This window comes from Aerococcus sp. NPDC058936, from assembly GCF_042741995.1.
GTDB lineage: Bacteria > Bacillota > Bacilli > Lactobacillales > Aerococcaceae > Aerococcus.
In genome coordinates this window covers 1-20,054 of the sequence record NZ_JBHYKZ010000013.1, presented here as the reverse complement: position 1 = coordinate 20,054, position 20,054 = coordinate 1, and the positions used below count along the sequence as shown (strand labels likewise).

Annotated in this window: 18 protein-coding genes, 1 tRNA gene and 1 pseudogene; all 20 read right to left on the bottom strand. The window is 35.0% G+C overall.

Annotated features, from left to right (window positions below; genetic code table 11):
• Nucleotides 1-110: 110 nt before the first annotated feature.
• The 20 genes and pseudogenes from ACFW0C_RS09630 to ispE all read right to left on the bottom strand — a co-directional run bounded on the left by ACFW0C_RS09630 (nucleotide 111) and on the right by ispE (nucleotide 19,879).
• The gene (locus tag ACFW0C_RS09630; protein ID WP_378107020.1) at nucleotides 111-497 is read right to left on the bottom strand and encodes a GtrA family protein; all 387 of its coding nucleotides are present in this window, start codon (nucleotides 495-497) and stop codon (nucleotides 111-113) included.
• 8 nt (nucleotides 498-505) lie between these two features.
• The gene (locus tag ACFW0C_RS09625) at nucleotides 506-1,462 is read right to left on the bottom strand and encodes a glycosyltransferase family 2 protein (protein ID WP_378107016.1); all 957 of its coding nucleotides are present in this window, start codon (nucleotides 1,460-1,462) and stop codon (nucleotides 506-508) included.
• 51 nt (nucleotides 1,463-1,513) lie between these two features.
• Nucleotides 1,514-1,586 (bottom strand) — tRNA-Arg (locus ACFW0C_RS09620).
• Between the two features lie 96 nt (nucleotides 1,587-1,682).
• On the bottom strand, nucleotides 1,683-2,813 hold the full coding sequence (locus tag ACFW0C_RS09615; RefSeq protein WP_378107014.1) for a polysaccharide pyruvyl transferase family protein: 1,131 nt from the start codon (nucleotides 2,811-2,813) through the stop codon (nucleotides 1,683-1,685).
• A gap of 9 nt (nucleotides 2,814-2,822) precedes the next feature.
• Entirely contained in the window at nucleotides 2,823-3,479 is a 657-nt protein-coding gene (locus tag ACFW0C_RS09610) for a CatB-related O-acetyltransferase (protein WP_378107012.1), read from the bottom strand.
• Nucleotides 3,480-3,488: 9 nt separating this feature from the next.
• Nucleotides 3,489-3,872, bottom strand: a complete 384-nt coding sequence (locus ACFW0C_RS09605) for a polysaccharide biosynthesis C-terminal domain-containing protein (protein ID WP_378107018.1) — start codon at nucleotides 3,870-3,872, stop codon at nucleotides 3,489-3,491.
• A gap of 93 nt (nucleotides 3,873-3,965) precedes the next feature.
• Nucleotides 3,966-4,922, bottom strand: a pseudogene (locus ACFW0C_RS09600) (lipopolysaccharide biosynthesis protein); the annotation flags it as partial.
• 17 nt (nucleotides 4,923-4,939) lie between these two features.
• Nucleotides 4,940-5,905, bottom strand: coding sequence for a glycosyltransferase family 2 protein (locus ACFW0C_RS09595; RefSeq protein ID WP_378107010.1), 966 nt, complete (start codon nucleotides 5,903-5,905; stop codon nucleotides 4,940-4,942).
• A gap of 7 nt (nucleotides 5,906-5,912) precedes the next feature.
• Nucleotides 5,913-6,734, bottom strand: coding sequence for a glycosyltransferase (locus tag ACFW0C_RS09590; protein ID WP_378107008.1), 822 nt, complete (start codon nucleotides 6,732-6,734; stop codon nucleotides 5,913-5,915).
• Complete coding sequence (locus ACFW0C_RS09585) at nucleotides 6,710-8,236, bottom strand: O-antigen ligase family protein (protein WP_378107006.1); 1,527 nt, start codon at nucleotides 8,234-8,236, stop codon at nucleotides 6,710-6,712. The genes ACFW0C_RS09590 and ACFW0C_RS09585 overlap by 25 nt, the downstream gene beginning before the upstream one ends.
• Nucleotides 8,220-9,332, bottom strand: coding sequence for a polysialyltransferase family glycosyltransferase (locus ACFW0C_RS09580; RefSeq protein ID WP_378107004.1), 1,113 nt, complete (start codon nucleotides 9,330-9,332; stop codon nucleotides 8,220-8,222). The genes ACFW0C_RS09585 and ACFW0C_RS09580 overlap by 17 nt, the downstream gene beginning before the upstream one ends.
• Before the next feature lie 179 nt (nucleotides 9,333-9,511).
• A complete protein-coding gene (locus ACFW0C_RS09575) occupies nucleotides 9,512-10,576 on the bottom strand; it encodes an N-acetylneuraminate synthase family protein (RefSeq protein WP_378107002.1) in 1,065 nt (354 codons plus the stop codon).
• Nucleotides 10,577-10,579: 3 nt separating this feature from the next.
• Nucleotides 10,580-12,244: a cytidylyltransferase domain-containing protein gene (locus ACFW0C_RS09570; RefSeq protein WP_378107000.1), complete on the bottom strand. Its 1,665-nt coding sequence runs from the start codon at nucleotides 12,242-12,244 to the stop codon at nucleotides 10,580-10,582.
• Nucleotides 12,244-13,917 (bottom strand): ABC transporter substrate-binding protein, encoded by a 1,674-nt coding sequence (locus ACFW0C_RS09565; protein ID WP_378106998.1) that lies wholly within the window; start codon nucleotides 13,915-13,917, stop codon nucleotides 12,244-12,246. Before ACFW0C_RS09565 ends, ACFW0C_RS09570 begins: the two co-directional genes overlap by 1 nt.
• A 243-nt stretch (nucleotides 13,918-14,160) precedes the next feature.
• Complete coding sequence (locus ACFW0C_RS09560) at nucleotides 14,161-15,195, bottom strand: acyltransferase (protein WP_378106996.1); 1,035 nt, start codon at nucleotides 15,193-15,195, stop codon at nucleotides 14,161-14,163.
• Nucleotides 15,196-15,392: 197 nt separating this feature from the next.
• On the bottom strand, nucleotides 15,393-16,214 hold the full coding sequence (gene purR / locus ACFW0C_RS09555; RefSeq protein ID WP_338191648.1) for a pur operon repressor: 822 nt from the start codon (nucleotides 16,212-16,214) through the stop codon (nucleotides 15,393-15,395).
• Nucleotides 16,215-16,373: 159 nt separating this feature from the next.
• Nucleotides 16,374-17,174: a metal ABC transporter permease gene (locus tag ACFW0C_RS09550; protein WP_378106994.1), complete on the bottom strand. Its 801-nt coding sequence runs from the start codon at nucleotides 17,172-17,174 to the stop codon at nucleotides 16,374-16,376.
• Entirely contained in the window at nucleotides 17,132-17,827 is a 696-nt protein-coding gene (locus ACFW0C_RS09545; RefSeq protein WP_378106992.1) for a metal ABC transporter ATP-binding protein, read from the bottom strand. Before ACFW0C_RS09545 ends, ACFW0C_RS09550 begins: the two co-directional genes overlap by 43 nt.
• 32 nt (nucleotides 17,828-17,859) lie before the next feature.
• Nucleotides 17,860-18,849 carry a metal ABC transporter solute-binding protein, Zn/Mn family gene (locus tag ACFW0C_RS09540; protein WP_378106990.1) on the bottom strand — a complete coding sequence of 330 codons (990 nt, stop codon included), beginning with the start codon at nucleotides 18,847-18,849 and terminating at the stop codon, nucleotides 17,860-17,862.
• A gap of 148 nt (nucleotides 18,850-18,997) precedes the next feature.
• Nucleotides 18,998-19,879 carry a 4-(cytidine 5'-diphospho)-2-C-methyl-D-erythritol kinase gene (gene ispE, locus ACFW0C_RS09535; protein WP_378106988.1) on the bottom strand — a complete coding sequence of 294 codons (882 nt, stop codon included), beginning with the start codon at nucleotides 19,877-19,879 and terminating at the stop codon, nucleotides 18,998-19,000.
• Nucleotides 19,880-20,054 lie beyond the last annotated feature (175 nt).

Sequence of the window (20,054 nt, the reverse complement as noted above, 5' to 3'; positions counted from 1 at the left end):
GTTAACTTTATGATAATGGAGATTCCTCTTTTTTTGTAAAAAAATATAGAACCAATGACTTTTTCAAGTCATCAGTCCTATATATTGTAGAGCCTAGATTATTAGAAAAGTTATTTTTCCAACCAAATTTTTCTTGAGATGAAATTCCACGCCATAACAAGTATCGTGGCCAACACTTTAGCAATAATATAATGCAAAACTGTAATTTCTACAAAGAACCACATAAATACCTGATTAAGTCCAAGTCCAATTAAGGATAGCACTACAAAAATGAATAACTCTTGATGCTTTTGCCCTTTTTCATAACGGCTATCGAAGACATATTTCATTGAAGCGATATAATTAAATACTGTTGCCACTGTGAACGAAATGGCTGCTGATAGTAGATAATGGACACTAAGGAATTCTGTCAATAATGTTAACACCAGAAAATCGAGAACAGTCGCTATGATACCCACGAGCCCAAACTTTATAATTTGAGAGATTAACTTGTGCATCATACACCTTATTTCTCTTCTTTATCTGACTTATTCGAAACATCTAAATCTGTATCTTTAATAATATAAATGGGTCGATTCTTTGTTTCTAAATAGATTTTCCCCACATATTTGCCAATAATACCGATACACAGAAGTTGGATACCACCTAATAATAAGATTATTGAAGCTAGCGATGGCCAACCTTGTGTTGGATCACCAAGTATTAAGGTTCTCAATACGATAACAATAATGGATAGTACAGCAATGACACATGAAACCATACCCATATAGGTTGCAATTGATAAGGGTAGATCTGAAAAGTCTGTTATACCTTCAACAGAATAGCGAAATAGTTGTTTAAAAGACCAAGAAGTCTCACCAGCCACTCGTTCTCGATTGTTGTAGGTTAGATATTCGGTATTAAACCCAACCCAGGTAAATAAACCTTTCGAAAAACGATTATACTCAGTAAGAGTCAGAATTGCATCCACCATTTGTCTACGCATCATTCGGAAATCGCGTGCGCCATCAACTAGTTGCGCATCTGAAATTTTATCCATTAGTTTGTAGAAAGTTTTCGCTAAAAATGAGCGAGTGGCTGACTCGCCATTCCTATCGATTCTTCTAGTTCCCACACAATCAAGTGCAGGATTATTATTTAGCATCATTAACATTTGCGGTAATAGTTCAGGCGGGTCTTGTAGGTCCGCATCCATAATCGTTACAAAATCACCACTTGCTTTTTGTAACCCAGCAAACATAGCTGCTTCTTTTCCGAAATTTCTAGAAAAATCAATAAAATGAACGTTCATGTGTTGATGAACTAGTTCTTTAATTTTTGCTATCGTTCGATCTTTTGACCCATCATTTACGAAGATATATTCTACTTTTTCATTCATTACTCCTCTTTGTTTCTCTATTTCCTCAAAAAATAAGGGAATAGTTTCTTCCTCGTTATAGCAAGGTACGATAATTGTTAGCATATTTCCCTCCAATGAAAACTGAATTTTTCATACAGAAATGTGTACAAAAAATGACCCCAAGAAGAATTGAACTTCCGACACCTCGTTTAGGAAACGAGTGCTCTATCCGCTGAGCTATGGGGCCAAAACCACTTCTATAAATTTGAAACTCTGCCTAAATGAGCCGAGAAGTCACTTTTATAGACTGTGGTAAAAAAATTATTCGTTTTAGTAATTTAAACTAAGGCAATGCTTTGATAAATTCTTGCATCACTGCATAGTTTTCATCAAATACTTTCAAAGCACCATTCATTAGTCTATAGTCATTTTCTTTATGCGTATTCAGCAAATGTTCTAATTGTTCAATTGCTTCATAATCAATATCTGGGTAATATCTTTTCGCAGTACCAACCCGATTAAGCACTATGTTAGCCGCTGTCGATGGTTTTTTGAGAATAGTACGTTTAAACGTATCAATTCCAGTTAATCCGATCGTCTCAGACATTGCTCTACCACGGCCGTCCTCATTTAGGAGGATACTTGGTTTACGATTTGATAGGAAGTACAAATGAGCGTGTAATCTAAATCCGATATGTAGATCAACGTCATCGTATTTTTGATAATTATCGAATGAGTATGCTAAGTCAATACTGTTCATTCCTTTTGCTGCACCATATTCTGCTAAATCAGTTGTGTTTGCTGCATCATCTTCTTTAGTAAACTCATCTACCTCACCTATACCACGGTGGAAGGCTAAAATTATTTCAGCTCCAGGATAAGTTTTTTCAACTAAATCAATCATTTGTTTTGAGATATTTGAAAAACGAGGGTGTTGTGCTGGTGTCACTGCAATTTTCTTAATTGTAGGATTCTCAATATATGTATTGAATTTTTCAGGTGTATACCATGAAGCACATCCTGTTAAATATACATTAGGTATGTTATTTCGTCTTAGAATTGATGCAGTATATGAGTCTCTTGCACTGATACCCACACCATTCGTAGCAAATCGACGTAATAACTCTTTACTCTTATTATTGAAAGTAAAGTTCATCATACCATGGAAATCACCTGCTTTTGAATTCCACCCAACTGCCATAGGTACGATTGGTACTTTAATATCATCCAAGTTTGTCGTTAATTTATAAATTGATGGATAGAAGTCGGGAGAAACAGCCGGTCCACCCATTAATATTAATGCATCTGCACCATTGATTAGGTCTAGTTTATCGTCTAATGATTCCCATCTTCCTAACTGAATCAATTCATGTTCCGGTCTTTCCCGTCTCAATAATTCCTTACACTTTTCTGTAATTAAATAGTCACCCGCATTTTTTTGGGCACCAGTTAAAACCACATAATATTTACTCATTGTAATCACCTATTTTATATTTTTTAGTTGTTGTATCGTCGTCATTGTTAACGATTCCTGCATTAGCGGTAAGGCCATCTTCAAGTCTGTTTCTTTAAAGTCCCACCATTGGATTTCTTGAAGTTCCTCAATTATATCTACTGAAAATCTATTTTTTATTTTTTTTCCGGGATTCCCTACTATTATACTATATGGTTCCACATCTTTGGTAACAATACTTCCAGCACCAATAACGGCACCATCGCCGATCGTTACCCCTGGCATGATAACTACATCGCAACCAATCCAAACATCATTTCCAATTAAAACCGAGTCTTTTTTGATTGCTATATCGTGATCAACTATACCGAATTGTTTTCGGTATGAAAAGGCATGTGTAGAAAGTCTATCCAAAGGGTGTGAAGTGGCACCTATAGTTACATTCCAAGAAATCGAACAAAATTTCCCAAGAATGGCAGATTGAATTTTTGTATATCGCCCTATAGATGTACGATCTCCTATAGAACTATTGGCAATTTCCGCATGATGAGCTACTTGGCAGTATTTCCCAAATTTTACATTTTGCAAGTTTACCTCTTCGTGTATTGAAAGTGGCATATGATAATCAATTTCTTTGCCAAATCTGTAACGTATAATCATTTTTTTAATTTCGTTTTTTATCGACATAATCCACCACTATTTCCGTTTGAAAATTTTTTTAGTTAATTTGATGACTTCTGGAATCTCTTTTCTAAATAGCATGAGAATAACCGCAAATATTACGACCAATAAAATATATCTTATGATTAAATAATCAGTTAAAAAGTTAAAGATAAACGATATTGCAACCATAAACAAACTCCAGAATAAAATGAATTTGTTACCAATAACGTCTGCACCTTCTAACATTTTATTAGACATATAATAATGTACAAGATACAGGAAAATGTATCCAATTAATGTAGTATACGCTGCTCCTATATATCCATAGGATGGGATTACAAGGATATTCAGAACTATATTTAGTACCGCCGCCATTACTGTTCCTATAGAAATATATTTGGTTTTTTTGAGGTAAATTTCTATATTTACATATAGTGAATATGAGAACTGGAAATATAAACCTAGTAAAACAGGTGGAATTACTCTAACACCATCTTGGTACTCTGCCGAACCAAAAACTTTCAGTGCTTCTGGTCCTAACGCCAACATACCGATAAACATCATGGAAAATAGGACAGTATATGGTTTAACAATTTTTTGAATTAACTTATAATTCTCATTATTCATCTCTCCATAAAACCACGGCGCCCAAGCTTGGTTAAGCGCGTTCCAGATTGTCATCAGTATCGCAGAATATGAATATGCTAGACTGTAAAGTCCTACTTCAGTTGCATTTCTATATGTAGAAATTAACACTCTATCTGATTGACTTAGTAAATTATTTGAAAGTGAATGCGGAATTAATGGGACAGATATATTTAAAGCGTATTTCCAGTACTCTTTATTGTAGAAAGTCTTCCCTTGCTTAAATATTACATAGTATAGAGCTACACCAATTATCATAATTGGAAGGTTTGTACCGAGGACATAACCTATATATTTATTACTATCTTGTAAAGAAACCAATATAATAGAAAGTATTGGCGCCACAATTGAAACAAGTAGCGAGAAGAACACAAATTGCTTATATTTTAATTGCGACCGATGTTTTGTCTGTAGCACATCAAATGTATTTGTTAATAAAATATTGAAGTACATAAAATCAATTAGCAACATTGGAATATCCAAGGGATTTCCGAAGAACTGTATCAATAATCTAGAAATTAAATATATCACAGTTACTGATATAGTTGATAAACCAACCACTGAAGATATATAGGCACTATAATCTTCTTCATCTTCATATTCAAAGCGAGCAACTGCAATTGAGGTTAATATATTAAGTGTTCCGATAATAGACATGATGACCAACATAGATTTATATGTATTATAAATACCATATTCCGTTGGATTGATTAATCTCGTAATAATTGGCGTAGTAAAAATCCCTACCCCTTTAATTAGAAAATTACTAAATACGTACCATGAACCTGCTTTTAAAGCTTGTCCACCTGAATTTTCTGCCATTTCATATGACCTTCTCTCTACTTATTCAAATACAATCGATAAACTTTTGCATAAAGTTTTGGACTAAAAGAATATAATTGGAATGCCGCTATTCGTTTCCAATCAACATATTTGGATTTATGAAAATCTTCTACATTATCTTTGAATAGTTGTTTTAATTTATGATCATATTCAGCATAATTCTTAAATTCATCAACAGTTGCTAGTTTATAAGCTGTTGATAATATACCGTCAATCACCCTCTTAGAAGAAACTGGCACTAGACTAGGATAGTTTAATTTTATATCTGAATGAATGATTAAACGCTCTGTTACATTATCCATCTGCTTAGGGTTAAAAGACTGAGCGACTATACTTTCATCATTTTCATAGTATTTAATTCCGACTTTATCAGTAGTAACAATCTTTCGACTTTTAACTACAGTCTCATAAGAAACTCTGGTATCTTCATACAATTTACCTACCGGGTAACGGATTTCATCGAATAAAGAAGCCTTGTAGATTTTATTCCATGCATAAAAATCTAAGCCATTGTGTGTAAAAATAGCATTTAAGGCTTCTTTGGTATCTGTGAATATGCCATTTTTTGCATTCTTAAGCAAGGACGTTGTCCCTTGTAAGTTTAAACGTTCGATATTGAAGATAAATAAATCCATTTGATGTTGTTCATAATAAGAAATAAAAGTTTCAATTATATCAAGTTCAAATTCGTCATCAGAATCTAGAAAAGCAATATAGTCCCCTTTTGCTTCTTCAATCCCTGTGTTGCGGGCTGCAGATAACCCTCCATTGACTTGGTGAATCACACGAATTCGCGAATCCTCTCCAGCCAATCTATCAGCAATTAACCCTGAATTATCTGGTGAACCATCATCAACTATGAGAATTTCTAATTCTCGATAAGTTTGTAGCATAACACTTTTAACGGCTCGCTCTAATGTTTTCTCAACATTATAGGCCGGTATTATCACTGACACTAACATTGTAAGCCTACTTTCTTAATATTTTTTTGTAGAATTTCCCACGTAAATCATTAGGTAGTAAATTAACTAATAGTTGTCCACCATTACGTACAAGCCAATCTTTAGGCGTTGCTAGGCCAACTCTATAGATTGTATTATATGCCTTAACTGAGTATCTATAATAATTGAATCCACCTCGACGCTTGAACATATCTTCACCTGCTCTAGCATACACTAAAACATTTTCAAGATTATAGGCTTCGGCGCCATTTACTAACATTCGAACCCAAAGGTAATAATCCTCATATCCTTGTAACGGCAAATAGTTGCCAGCAGCTAATACAGCTGATTTTTTATACATCACAGTCATATGGTTAAATGGATTACGTTGCTTTGCAAATTCTAAAATTTCTTGATGAGTAATTGGTACTTTTCTCATTGAGACAGTATTTGAAGGTTCATCTTCAAATTCACTAATTTGTCCGCCTATAATCTGAAGATTTACATTCTTTTGTATTTCATTCATCTGTAGTTCGAATCGATTTTGAACCGCAATATCATCCGTATCCATCCGTGCGATCCACTCATGTTTAGCTAATTTAACCCCGTCAGCTAAACTATGACCAAGACCCCTATTTTCAGAAAATCGATGTACAGAAGTTTGTGCTTCATGTTTTTGTTGAAATTCATCTATTACTGAATCTAACTCAGCTGTTAAAGGACCATCACATACAATCACGTATTCATTAGCCAACAGTGTTTGTTTCTCCAAACTTTTCAAGGTAGCTTTTAAATAATCAGGTTTTTCGTTTTTATACACAGACATTAAGACACTAAATTTTTCAACCATTTGTTCAGCCCTCCTTCTTTTATAGTTTTAGGTTCTCCAGTTTCTTTTAAGTAATTAAGGAAACCAGCCCAAACCCAAAAAATAAGTCCGATAGAATTTCTATTAGCAAAAATAATATGTGTTTCTACTAAGTTGGTCACAAGAGTAGATAACAATGCCAAAACAATTAATAAGTAAATTTGGTTATTAGCATTACTCAAATTAAATTTAGTTTCGAAGATTGTTTTAAGATGACCGAACATGAAACTAACCGCGAAAATAGCGATTAATACAAATCCTACTAACCCAGAATATACCAGTATAGATACATATGAATTATGCATATTACCTTGCGCTCGTCTTAATTCCTTGCGGTCAATTTGATCTAGTTGACTTAAGTCAATTTGGTTCGTTGTTTCATATGCGCTAAGCCCTCTGTAGATATCCGCATCTGCCAGACCGAACAATGGTTTTTGAAGCATGGCTTTAATCCCCGCTGTCCAAATTGTAAAGCGCCCCGCTGAAACCTCAGAATCACCATCATTCCTATTTATCTCGATAGGGGTAATTCCTCCAGAACTTTTAGTACCTGATGTTCCATATGCACTGTCTTCACTGGGATTCTTCCCCGTAATTAAGACAATTCCATTCTCAACAACACTTGGTACATAGCTTAATCCTCTTTCAACTGTACTTGTCACTGAAGTTGCCAAAAATAGCACTAATACTAGTTTTGCAATTCTCTTTCCAGGATTTCGTAATGTCTTTGTTTGCAAGCCTTTAATTACAAAATAAATAAGTGCAAACATTCCAAAACTCACAAGTCCTAAAGTTGTACCTCTAGAATTAGCCAGAATATAATATAAATATTGAATAACAATATTAACAATGTAGAACTTTTGAAATTTATCCCACTTACCTCTTTTAATGATATTATTCATCAAAATTGCTACGATAGAGAAGAAACCTAACATTGATCCGAAGTTCGGACTAGTGTATAGTCCAAATAATCTATTTTCCATGAAACCTTGGCGTAACCAATGCGTACCGGTTCCATCTATAACCCAATACTGGATATTAAAAACGTACAATAGCAAAGAGCCAGCAGATAGAAAGGCAATGATTCCAATCAATGTATCATTAAATCGCTTTACCCATTTTTGTGTTGTTTCATTGTCTATACTTGCATCGTATGGATAAATCAATAAAAATGTATGTGCTAGATATACCCAGTTAATAGCGTTATTTGGAAATTGATATGAAAAGTTCAGCATTACGGATATGAAAAATGATACTAATATCGCGACTATGATTGGTGATAATGGTTGCTTAAACATTAATCGCTTCGTGAAGAAATCATGAATTATCAACAAGATTCCCCAAACGAATATTATTTTCATAGGAATATTTTCAATATCTAAATCACTTGGAACGTTTTGTAGTATATATACAACTAACGCTACAATCCTAAAAATAAAAGGATTTCCTACTATCTTCCCAAGGTCATTAAGTTTCGATTTCATGCTCTTCCTCCATCATTTTAATAGTATTATCAATACTATTTAGTAATTGATTGGTATCTTGTGGTAAATATATAGAATCTATAGATAAATTCTCTACCAATCCAATCGTATTGTTCAAAATTTTAATACTTTTCTCAGTTAGATTTGTTACTGGCGTATTCTTTAACCATGAAGCGAGTAAAATAGCTGGTTGCTGTGCTCCAAAAATTAAAGTTGGTGAAAATATCGCTGTTGAATTTATACCCACAGGAATAATAAGCAAATTTTGATTAAGTAACATAAATATTTCCCACGGTAATTCCGTTTGTAGGATATCCACATCTTGATACTTTCCTTCTTCAGAGCGTGGATGCATTTTTATAAGAATGTCTGTATCTTCCCTATCAATTATTTGTAGAAACTTTTCAAAAACTTCTTTTTCACAAATACCCGAACCATCTTGCCAAAATGGCTGATCAAAGTATACAATAGTCGATTTTTTAATGTGAATATTTTCTCTTTCATAAACCATATCGAAAACTTTTTTAATATAAGCCATGCTCGGATTGGTATCGTCCATTGCGGCAATTTTTTGTATTTCCTTAAATTTAGTCTGATCTGCGTGTTGCGGATGATACACAAAAGCAGTGTCAAATGAATAGTTAAAAATTGAGTGAGGATTCAATTTACGTTGAAGTGTATCAAAAACATTTACCTCATTAATGATATCTGCATAGATATATGCGCCTATACCATCTTCAAAATAATTCAATTTCATACGAGGATTCTTCTTTTTACCTATAGAAAATAATAACCTCGTAAAAAATGTATCCCCAGGAATATATAAATTTTGATACTCTTTTTGATTAAACATGTCTCGATTACTTAAAAGATAATAGTTCTTCTTTATAACATTCTCATGCTTCATTCTTTGCGCATCCGCTATAGTTACATTTAAATTTGGATATACTAACGATAATACTTCTTTATACCTATCAGCTTTAGGTAGGTCATTTAGAATAATTATTTCATTGCTCTTACCTTCTAAATGATTAACAATTAAGTTTAGAACATTCATCACATGAAGTGGTGTCCATACTACAAATATATTATCCAAATTATCCCTCCTCACTTTTTAAAATCAGTATAAAATTAGTATATTATATTAATAAAATCAACAAGGGATATTTAAACAATGTTAAAAATATTGTTTAAATACCCCAAATGCCCCACCCAAAATTGGGTTAATTCAAAATTTTTTAATTTCAACTCAAAAATTGCGCGAGGGTAATAATATTACCCTTCTAACATTTCACTTGTTAGAGTTGTATCTTCTTGGATATTTTCTTTTACCCGTTTACCAATAACATTTTCGACTTCTGCAGGTGAAATTCCAGTACCTGGTCGTTTAAAAGTTAACATTTCTCTAGTTAAAACAGTTCCCGCTGTAACATCTTGAGTTAAAACAATTGAACGCCTTGCATTATGACGCGCTGCATTTTGTGATTCTAAATCAATTTCCTTGTTACCACGGATACTAATTTGGAACTCCAAACCTTCTTTTAATTTAGCCATATCATCAGGATCCATCGCATGATAGTGGTCATTTCCTGGCAAATTTTTGTCTAGTGTATAGTGTTTTTCAATTACAGGTGCACCCAAAGCAACTGCAGTCTTGACTACATCCATATTCGCATCTGGTTTTGTGTGATCTGAATATCCAATAACATATTGCGGAAACGCTTCTTTCAATGTTTCAATTACATCTAAATTAGCATGCTCATATGGCGTTGGGTATTCTAAAACACAATGTAAAATAACAATATCAGTATTACCTGTTTTTTCAATTGTTTCAATAGCTGCGTGAATTTCATCTAATGTTGATGCTCCTGTAGAAATAAGTACAGGTTTACCTTTTTTAGCTTGATGTTCAATAAATGGTAAGTTTGACAAATCTGATGAAGAAATTTTGTATATCGGCATTAATTCGTTCAAGTAGTCCGCAGATTCGAAATCAAAGGCTGTTGAAAAGAAGTCTATACCTACTGATTGACAATATTCTGAAATCTCTTTGTACTCATTAAATCCAAACGAATCAAACTTCCTAAATAATTCGTATTGTGATGTTGTACTCTCCTCAGTTGTATCCCAATAAGATGGGGAAAATTTCGATGCAATTGTCTCTGCTTTATAAGTTTGAAACTTTACAGCATCCATCCCAGATTCTTTAGCTTTATCAATCATTAACTTAGCTGCTTCCATAGGTGTTATATTATTTTGGGTGGCAATATCATAATAATTCACACCGATTTCACCAATAACATAGTACCCTTGTGTTTTAATCTTTTCAAAAATATCCATAATCTATTCATCTCCTAAAATAATCGATTTCACTCGGTTGAATCCATTTCTAAGGTCTTTCTTTTGCATTTGATTATGCATTTGACGGCGTATCTGTGGTGTATTCATCAACCACTCCAAGGTCAATGCAATTGAACTTGAGTCAATAGCCTCTCCTAAACCTAAGTTGATGAAACCATTTGAAAGATATCCGAATTCATGCGTGAGTTCACGCTCATTTTGTGCCATTAAAATCGTCGGAACATTCATGCTCGCTAATTCTAACATAGTTCTACCTTGCGAGGAAATTGCTATATCACTTCTCTTCATCATTTCAGCCATGTTATTCACATCTTTAAAAACACTTATGTTTAGCGCAGAATTTTTTGCAATATTTTGTATTTTCTCAAATTCAGCATAACCTGGTCCCACAACTACTGTAAATTCTACATCTTCATTCGTACTTATTTGTTCAAAGGCAGCTAAAACTTTTTGCGTCAAGTTACTAGGATCTACTCCTCCAAATATAACAAAGATATTATTAACTTCTTCATTAAATTCAGATGGTTTCGAAATTAAAAATTCATCTCTTAATAAATAATACTTACTACCCCAATAATATTTACTATCAGTATTTTGCGGGGCGTATAAGTCGTTAATTACAGCATCAGCAAGCGCCGATCCTGGTCCAACATCTTCAAAATTAACTACTCGAACTGACAACTGACTCAAGTACTCCATATAAGAAATAGACGTATTCAAAATGTCATTAATCACAATATCAACATTGTATTTAGCAATGATATCTTCTAATTGATGCTCTTCTTGCATAACTTCATATTTAATAAAACTGTCTTCTAGTTTTTTTATTGCTAGGTCTGACTTAGAACTGGTTACAAAAGTTACATTATGATCTATCAAACTATACGCTAAGGAAAGTCCCCGATATACATGGCCAAGCCCTATTTCTGAATATCCTTCTACTCTGATAAGTATATTCTTTTTGGATAGTTGCTTTTCTGCAACCCACCAGTCTTGTTTTGTATCTATATCCGTTGATTCGCTGGCTGGCACTTCATATACGGATATATTTTGACCAAATCTAGTATCTGGCTTAACAAAGTGACGTTTTGTAATTACAAATGCTCCTGTTTCAACGAAATTCTTTGGTAGATATTGACGATTTAAACGTGCTTCATAATTCGGTAAAACAGTAGCAACGCCTTTTACTTCTTTAGTTGTCCACGATAAGTGCGGGTCATTCACTGCGGAAATCAATGTATCTATAGTTTCATCATTCAGCATTTTTTGAATTGCTGAGTCTAGAGTATCTGCACTTAATAATGGAGAAGTTGGTTGTAAAGTAATTACATAATCGTATGTTTTTCCAGTTTTATTTTCCATTTGTTGTACTGCATCAAATATTACTGGATCTAATGTAACTTCATCGCTTGCTAATTTTTTATTTCTCCTAATTACCTCTGCACCGAATTGCTTTGAAACATTCGTAATTTCTTGATCATCTGTAGATACGGCAACATCCATTTGGAAATCACTACTTTTCGCATTTCGAATAGCATAACTGATCAAGGGTTGTCCCGAAAGTAATAATACATTTTTGCGAGGAATACCCTTTGAACCACCTCTAGCTGGGATAATCGCTAAAATATTAACATTTGGATTCATCATTATTCCTCCACTTCTTCAATTTTCTTCGGAATTGTATATTCCCCTGGTTCAAACGTAATACTTGAAAAATCATTGAACGGGGACAGTCTATGGCCATTCACGCCTTGAACAGCTTCTCCAAACAACGTTTCTTCACCTGTTTGGTATAAAGGAGCTACAACATAATTTTGAATTAAAATGCTTTCTGCCTCTTCTAGTGCACTCTGATCAGATGTTTTGGCAAAACTAATGCCTTCGATAACTTCATCGAAGGCTTCATTTGAAAAGCCTGTATTATTTGCTGAATTATTACTCATAAACTGGTTAATATACACAAGTTCATCTTCAGTTTCCGTACTTGCTCTATTCATCAAACTAAAATCGTAATTTTGTTCAGATACTGCTTCCTTAGCCTGAGCTGTTGTTAGCTCTCTAGTATTAAGGCTAACACCATCAAGATTTTGATTCACTTGATTTTGAATTTCGGTTGCAATTAAGCTGTTCATTTCACTATCAGTGTACAATAATTCAAACTCGATGGCTTCAAGGTCATTCTCTGCTAGGTATTCAGCGATCAGACTATTTGCTGTTTCTTGATCATAACTTGATTCCTCTGCATCACTAGATACACCTGGGAAAATAGTGTCTGAAATACTTAGCGCGTCTAAAGAAGTGCTTTCGATTATATCTTCCAAATTCAAACTCTTCACAATTGCTTCGCGCACTCGTTCATCTGCAAATGGTGTCTCAGTTTCTAAATCGGTTCGATAATTATTAAATTGTAAAAATAGCGACTGATTTAGAGCCTCATTAGATTTTACATTAGCAATATCCAAATACTGATTTTCTAATAGAAACTGTGCTTCTTCATTAGAAGTCGTCACTTGAACTGAAATTTGGGTAGGGTCGTATTTTGATTCATTCCAATATTCATAATTTTTTGAATATGTCCATGTTTGCCAGTTTGTAGTCCAAGAAGCAATCGTATAGGGTCCATTGGTAACTGCGTCTGCAGATTTTAGTCCAAAATCGGCTACTTCTTGTAAGCGTAATTGATGACTTGGTAATGGTGATAACGCTGGAAAAGCAAATAAAGTAGATAGAGATTCAAAGTTCCCCATTGAATCTACTAGTTTTATTTCGATAGTCTTGTCATCTATCGCCTGAACACCTAGTTCACTTGCTTCTAGCTCACCATTCGAAATTTCTTTGGCATTAACTACTGTATTATTTAATAAGTCTGAATAATAATTTTGATTTTTCGGGTTCACTAAAGATTGCCAAGACAGAATAAAATCACTTGCTTTTACTGGTTCCCCATCCGACCAATTCGCATCCGATTTAATTTTCACTCGAATGGTATTATCGTTTACTTGTTCAAAGTCTCCATCAATTACACCTTCTTGAACTCGTCCCTCTTCATCATACCTATATAAACCCTCGTATATCATTGAACCAACTTTCAATTCCTCTAAGGTTTCAAACTGTGTAGGATTTATAGTTTCAAAAGTGTTATCTTCATTAATGGCCATGTACGTTCTAGGATTCGCTTGAGTCTTCGTGTCCGAAACATTTTCTGCCGATTCACTATCAATCGGATTATCTGGATCTTCTGTTGTGAATTGGCTACATGCACTTAATAACGTTACTGCTGTTATTAATATGAACGAATTTAAAATTTTTTTATTTTCCAAACTAACTTTCTCCTATTCAAATCAACGGTTTATTATCTATTTACCCTATTTTTAAAATTTTATATACTCAACTTTCATTATAGCTTATTTTTAATTTATTGAAAATTAAGAAAGGTAAAAGATGCGCTATTCTCCACTATTTATCAATTAACTGAAAAATATTTATTCCATAAAAATGATCGAGACTATTTACTAAGAACTGTAATAGTCTCGATCATTTCAAGCAAATATTTAATTACCTAATTAGTTTATTAGCTTAACATTATTAAACCATCTATAAATCAAGTTTTCTAACCGTTCAAATATATTGATAAATATAAAGCTAATTATCCAACAAATGGTAAATATTATTAATGATACAAGGATAATAGCCAGAATGAAGGTAATAGGTGACCACTGAATCATACGATGTATTATCGGTAGACCCCATATTAATTGACGCATTTCTCTTTGTTCATGGACTAAGTATACCCCCAATGTATATGCTGCAATATTATTCACACTGACTGATTTCACTTTAATTTTACTAATATACATAAACAGTAAGTAGGACATTGTGAACTCAAAAGGGCCATTATAGTTCAAGAAGTCTGTATTTGGAATAGTATATTGGAGCACCCCTGTTACAACAGCTAACAATATATATCCAATCAAATAGTAATTTCTTGAAAAATCTTTTACTAACGCACCATATAGCCGTATATAGGCTCCTACAAAGTAAAGTAAGATAAAGAATATCAATGAGAAACCTGAATTAAAAGAAATTATATTTTCATCAGTTACAAAAAATGGCCAAATTACGCCTATAAGCACTGATAAGAATAAAAAATGCTGAAACTCTTTTTTACTTACCCTATGGACAATTTTATTTAAGAAGGGAATGAATAGGTACAAGGCAAAGTAATTTGATATAAACCAGTACTCTCCCCTAAATGTGGCAAGCAGCTTCCCTATAATCTGCAAAAAATTAAATTCTTCGATATCAACTACCATTAACATTGTAAGTAATATTGCTGAAAAGAATCCAGGCATCAATCCTGTATTTACTACTTTTCTAAGTTTTAATTGTTTTGTATTAACTGAGAAATACCCCGTTATAAGAATAAAAACATTTACACAAACATATATTATCGATCGTAGAACTGTTAAAAGTAAATCATTCAACCCCGTTATGGGTAGTTCATACTCTATTACGCAGTAAGTGATGGCATGAAAAATAACAATCATAAACATCGCAATAATTCGAAGCAATTCAAAGTTTTGTTGTCGTTCTTTCATCTCCACTTACCTTTCCAAATTGAAATATTAATGCTCATAATAAAATAGTCTATCATTTTGAATAGCTAAAATATAGAATATTACATATATTTCACAAAATGGAATGGTATTTGGACTTTTAATTCCTATTAAGATAGCCAGAAAAAAACCTGTAATCCTTGTTTTAACAATGGTTTACAGGTCTCTTGCAATTGTCATTAATCTTTAAACATTGTACCAAGTGTTAATTCGAATCCTTTGGCAAATGAAGGACCTTTTTGCACTTTAATCAATGATTGGTAATCAAAGTCGATTTCGCGGTCTGGTGTATCTGATTCACATAATACAGCAATCCCTGCACATGTTGAGTTGAATTCTTTTAACATTGAGTTCATCCCTGTGATGGTTCCCCCACCGTTTAGGAAGTCATCGATGACTAATACGTGTGAGCCTTGGGGTAGTGAAGATTTCGTCAGTTCCATTTTCTCTACACGGGTAGTTCCCTTAGTTGCGTAGTTGATAGAGACTGTTGAGCCTTCAGTTACTTTTGAGTCACGACGCACAATAACGAATGGAATGTTCAAGTATAGTGCAACCATTTGTGCGATTGGCACACCTTTCGTTGCAATCGTCATGATAGCTGTTGCTTTTGATTCTGCATAATAGCTTGCAATGATTTTACCTATTTTGCGTAACTGATCTGGGTCACTTAATAAATCAGTTAGGTAGAAGTATCCACCTGGTAGAATCCGGTCGTCGGCAGCTTCTAATTGGTAAATTAGATTTTCAACTTCAACAATCGCGTCTTCTTTTGACATTGTTGGAATATAGATGACGCCACCAGCAGCTCCAGCTACAGTTTCGATTCTCCCAAATCCACTTAATTCAAATTGTTCTTTTAAAATCGTCAAATCTTCAGAAATGGATGATTTCGCTGATTCATAACGTGACACAAAAAACGTTAAAGACACTAGCTTATGTGGGTGTGATAATAAATATTGCGTCATGTCCACTAGTCGCGGGCTACGTTTGATTTTCATATAGTCCAACCTTTCAAATGTTCTGTATTGATATTTATTATATATTGAAATTAGTCAATTTGAAAGGTTTATTTGAAATAATGTTCGTTTATTTTTTGTAAACGACATAAAAATGAGCCAATTCTCGAAAAAACTGACTCATTTCCTAAACATTCGTAATTAGCCTTTGGTGATTTTAAGAAAACCACTTTCGATAATGAATAATAAAACAAAGATGGCGACGATTGTTGCACCTGGTGGTGTGTCTAAATAATAAGACGTTGTCAACCCAGCAAACATCCCAAACATAGCAATAATCACACCGACGATAATGACTGAATCAAAGTTTTTCACTAGTCGTAGTGCAATAGCTGCTGGCATAACGATAATCGCTGATACCAGTAGTGACCCCGCAATTGGCATGATTAAGGCAATGGCCATACCCGTAATAATTGAAAAAACGACTGAAATCATTCGAACTGGCAAACCTGCCGTATAGGCGGTGTCTTCGTCAAATGAAATGAGGTATAAAGGTCGTTTGAAAATTAAATAGCTAGCTACAATAAATACCGCTAGTCCAATCAAAATATAGACTTGTAATGACGAAACGGTGACGATGGAACCAAATAGGTAGGCGTTAATAGAGGCCGCAGAATCTACTTGGTTTAATAATAGTAAGGCTAAGGCCATCCCACCAGACATCATCATAGCAACCGATATATCTGAATAGTTAGCGTAAACGACCCGCAAGTATTCTAAGATTAAGGCTGCTGCCGCTACGAACAAGATGGTTGTAATAGTTGGCTCGACCCCTAATAAATAACCGAAAGCCACTCCGGCTAATGAGATATGGGCTAAGGTATCCGCCATTAATGATTGCTTACGCATAATTAATAGTAAACCCAGGATTGGGGAAATAAATGAAATGGTGGTTGCGGCTATGAATGCCCGTCCCATGAACTCATACTGAAACATCTCCACGGCGAATTCTCCTTTCTTACTAAATGCACACGTTTGTCATAGTATTCATCTATAATATTGTCGTCATGGGTTACCATCAAAATAGCTTTCCCATGTTTTTCGGTGTTGTGACGTAATAGGTCATAAAACGCCGCACGGGAATTCTTATCCATCCCTGTTGTCGGCTCATCTAAAATAAATAAATCTGGATCGGTCGCAAAGACGCGTGCTAAACCTACTCGTTGCTTCTGTCCACCAGAAAGGTCCCCGATTTTTTTATTTCGTTGTTCTTCCATACCGATTGATTTTAAAGCCCTTTCGATGTGTAATTTATCGTTTTCATCCAGCTTTTTAAACCAACGATCTTGTTGGAAACGACCAGAAGCCACAAATTCATAGACCGTACTTGGAAAACCAGCATTAAAGCTGTTCAAAGTTTGCGGCACATAGCCAATTTGTAATTTTTGACCAGAGGCATTGGTTTTAGAAATTATAGCAGACCCTTGATCAGGTGATAAAAGGCCAAGTATATTGCGTAATAAGGTTGATTTGGCGGCGCCGTTCTCCCCAGTGAGGATGACAAATTCACCCTGGTTTACGGTAAAGGAAATGTCATTTAATACGGGTTCGTTGTCCCATGAAAAGCCTAAATCTTTCACCTCTATGTAGTGCATGGTATCCCTCCATTTCTTTGTGGTTAAACTGTCTATTGAATGCCTTCAGCTAAACTTTCTAAGTTGGCCTTCACAATAGCGATAAAGCCGTCACCGTCAGCTGGATATTGATTGGTATCAACACTCTCCATTGACTGTAATTCACCTACTGTACCGCCCACTTCTGAGGCAATTGTTGTGGCAATTTCAGTAGCTCCGCCCTTCTGCCCATAGATAACAGATATATTGTTTTCTTCCATATATGAAACGATTTCCGCAATGCGTTTAGGCGATGGTTCAGCTGACTCAGTTACCCCTGTAACTGCTACTTGATGTAAACCATATCGATTGGCTAAATAACCAAAGGCCGCATGTTGTGTTAAGAAGGTTTTTGTTTCTGCAGCTTCAAAAATACGCGCATATTCTTCATGGACAGCCATCATATCGCTGGCGAATTGTCCGGCATTTTCTTGGTAGATTTCAGCATTTTCAGAATCTGCTTCCGTTAATGCATTGGCGATTGTCTGTGCTTGAGTGACCGCGTTGACCGGGTCTAACCAGGTATGTGGGTCCGTTTCGTGGCTGTGGCCCTCATGGTCATGGTCTTCTTGACTTTCAGCGTCAGTTTCCTCATCTACATGTTCTTCAGTCGTTTCTCCGACTGTTTCCACGTCGCCGTCGATCAATTCTACTTCTGAAACAGCTTCAATAATGACTAAGTCTGGGTTATCAATCGATTCTAATAAAGTTGGTACGAATGTTTCCATGTCTTCGCTGTTATACACAAAAACATCTGCTTCATTTAAAGTCACGATATCTTGCGCACTCGGCTCATATTCATGGGCATCCGCATTCTCCATCATAACCGTTACCTTAGCACTATCTCCAACCACAGCATTGGTTAAAGCCTGCATAGGATAAAAAGTTGTTACAATCTGTAAGCTGTTATTATCATTCGATGTCGACGCCTCATTGCCACATGCTGCCAAAAAGGCGGTGGCTGATAAAGCTAGCAGCCCTAAAAATCGTTTAAATTTATTCACACTTTTCTCCTTCTAAAAATTACTATATATATGAATACTTCTTCATTAAATCGTAACCGATACGATTTGACAAAAGCTAATATAGCATACTTACAAAAAGCTAGCAAGTAAAAAAGGTCGAGTTTTCGCTCGACCCTTCCCCTAATATTTATTTATCTTTGAATGCTTCATTTATTTCAGGCATCACACGTACCATATAAACTTCTTGGCAAAAACCTCTTAAGGCGTTATAAATCCGTTGACCACGGCTGTAAACCTGGGTAAAGCCAATAATCGTTGGCCCTGACCCAGACATCGTGACCCCGTCTGCACCAAAATCGAGCATCTGCTGTTTCAACTTGGCCAATTTAGGGTGCTGGCTAAAAGTCACCGGTTCCAAGGAATTCCCAATTGCTGCCATGAGGTCTTCATAAGACTCTGACTCTAGGGCTGCCAGTACTTTTGGCGCATTGGGTTCATAGTTCAATCGTTCAACGTCTAGTTGGTTGAAAATTTTTCGTGTTGAAACGGAGATAGCTGGCTTAGCTAGAATAATCCAACATTTAGGTGCTGGTTGAATTTGGCGGATTTTTTCCCCGCGACCTTCTACCAAAGCCGTGCCGCCCGCAATCGAATAAGCCACATCTGACCCAACCTGGTTAGCCAACGCCTGCAAGTCTTTCAAAGGTAAGTTCATATCCCATAGGGTGTTGAGTTTACGAAAGACTGCTGCTGCGTCTGTTGACCCGCCGCCCAAGCCTGCTGCGACAGGAATCCGCTTTTCAATCGAGATATGAACACCCGTCTTGATATTGCCCACTTTTTTCATGAGTTGGGCCGCTTGGTAGGCATGGTTGCGGTTATCTTCTGGCAAAAAGGCGCGACTTGTCTCAACGATAATCTTGTCTTCTGGGATTAACTCAAAAGTTAAGTAATCTGACAAATCGATTGACGCCATCACCATAGCTACTTCATGGTAATTGTCTGAGCGACGAAATAATATATCTTGAGCAAGGTTGATCTTTGCCGGTGCTACTTCTCCCTCGATCATAAGCAAACCTCCCGTCCAATATTTTTTCCGTATAATTACTAATAAGTTTACCAAAAATATTACGGATTAAAAAGAAAAAAACCGGCTCTACAATATATAGGACTGATGACTTGAAAAAGTCATTGGTTCTATATTTTTTTACAAAAAAAGAGGAATCTCCATTATCATAAAGTTA

Excerpts from the sequence above, each read along its gene's own strand:
- ACFW0C_RS09615 (WP_378107014.1), bottom strand. The coding sequence starts at position 2,813 with ATGAGTAAATATTATGTGGTTTTAACTGGTGCCCAAAAAAATGCGGGT.
- ACFW0C_RS09560 (WP_378106996.1), bottom strand. The coding sequence starts at position 15,195 with ATGAAAGAACGACAACAAAACTTTGAATTGCTTCGAATTATTGCGATG.
- ACFW0C_RS09590 (WP_378107008.1), bottom strand. The coding sequence starts at position 6,734 with ATGGTTGAAAAATTTAGTGTCTTAATGTCTGTGTATAAAAACGAAAAA.
- ACFW0C_RS09610 (WP_378107012.1), bottom strand. The coding sequence starts at position 3,479 with ATGTCGATAAAAAACGAAATTAAAAAAATGATTATACGTTACAGATTT.
- ACFW0C_RS09545 (WP_378106992.1), bottom strand. The coding sequence starts at position 17,827 with ATGCACTACATAGAGGTGAAAGATTTAGGCTTTTCATGGGACAACGAA.
- ACFW0C_RS09595 (WP_378107010.1), bottom strand. The coding sequence starts at position 5,905 with ATGTTAGTGTCAGTGATAATACCGGCCTATAATGTTGAGAAAACATTA.
- purR (WP_338191648.1), bottom strand. The coding sequence starts at position 16,214 with ATGAAAATCAAACGTAGCCCGCGACTAGTGGACATGACGCAATATTTA.
- ACFW0C_RS09625 (WP_378107016.1), bottom strand. The coding sequence starts at position 1,462 with ATGCTAACAATTATCGTACCTTGCTATAACGAGGAAGAAACTATTCCC.
- ACFW0C_RS09575 (WP_378107002.1), bottom strand. The coding sequence starts at position 10,576 with ATGGATATTTTTGAAAAGATTAAAACACAAGGGTACTATGTTATTGGT.
- ACFW0C_RS09570 (WP_378107000.1), bottom strand. The coding sequence starts at position 12,244 with ATGATGAATCCAAATGTTAATATTTTAGCGATTATCCCAGCTAGAGGT.
- ACFW0C_RS09630 (WP_378107020.1), bottom strand. The coding sequence starts at position 497 with ATGCACAAGTTAATCTCTCAAATTATAAAGTTTGGGCTCGTGGGTATC.
- ACFW0C_RS09585 (WP_378107006.1), bottom strand. The coding sequence starts at position 8,236 with ATGAAATCGAAACTTAATGACCTTGGGAAGATAGTAGGAAATCCTTTT.
- ispE (WP_378106988.1), bottom strand. The coding sequence starts at position 19,879 with ATGATCGAGGGAGAAGTAGCACCGGCAAAGATCAACCTTGCTCAAGAT.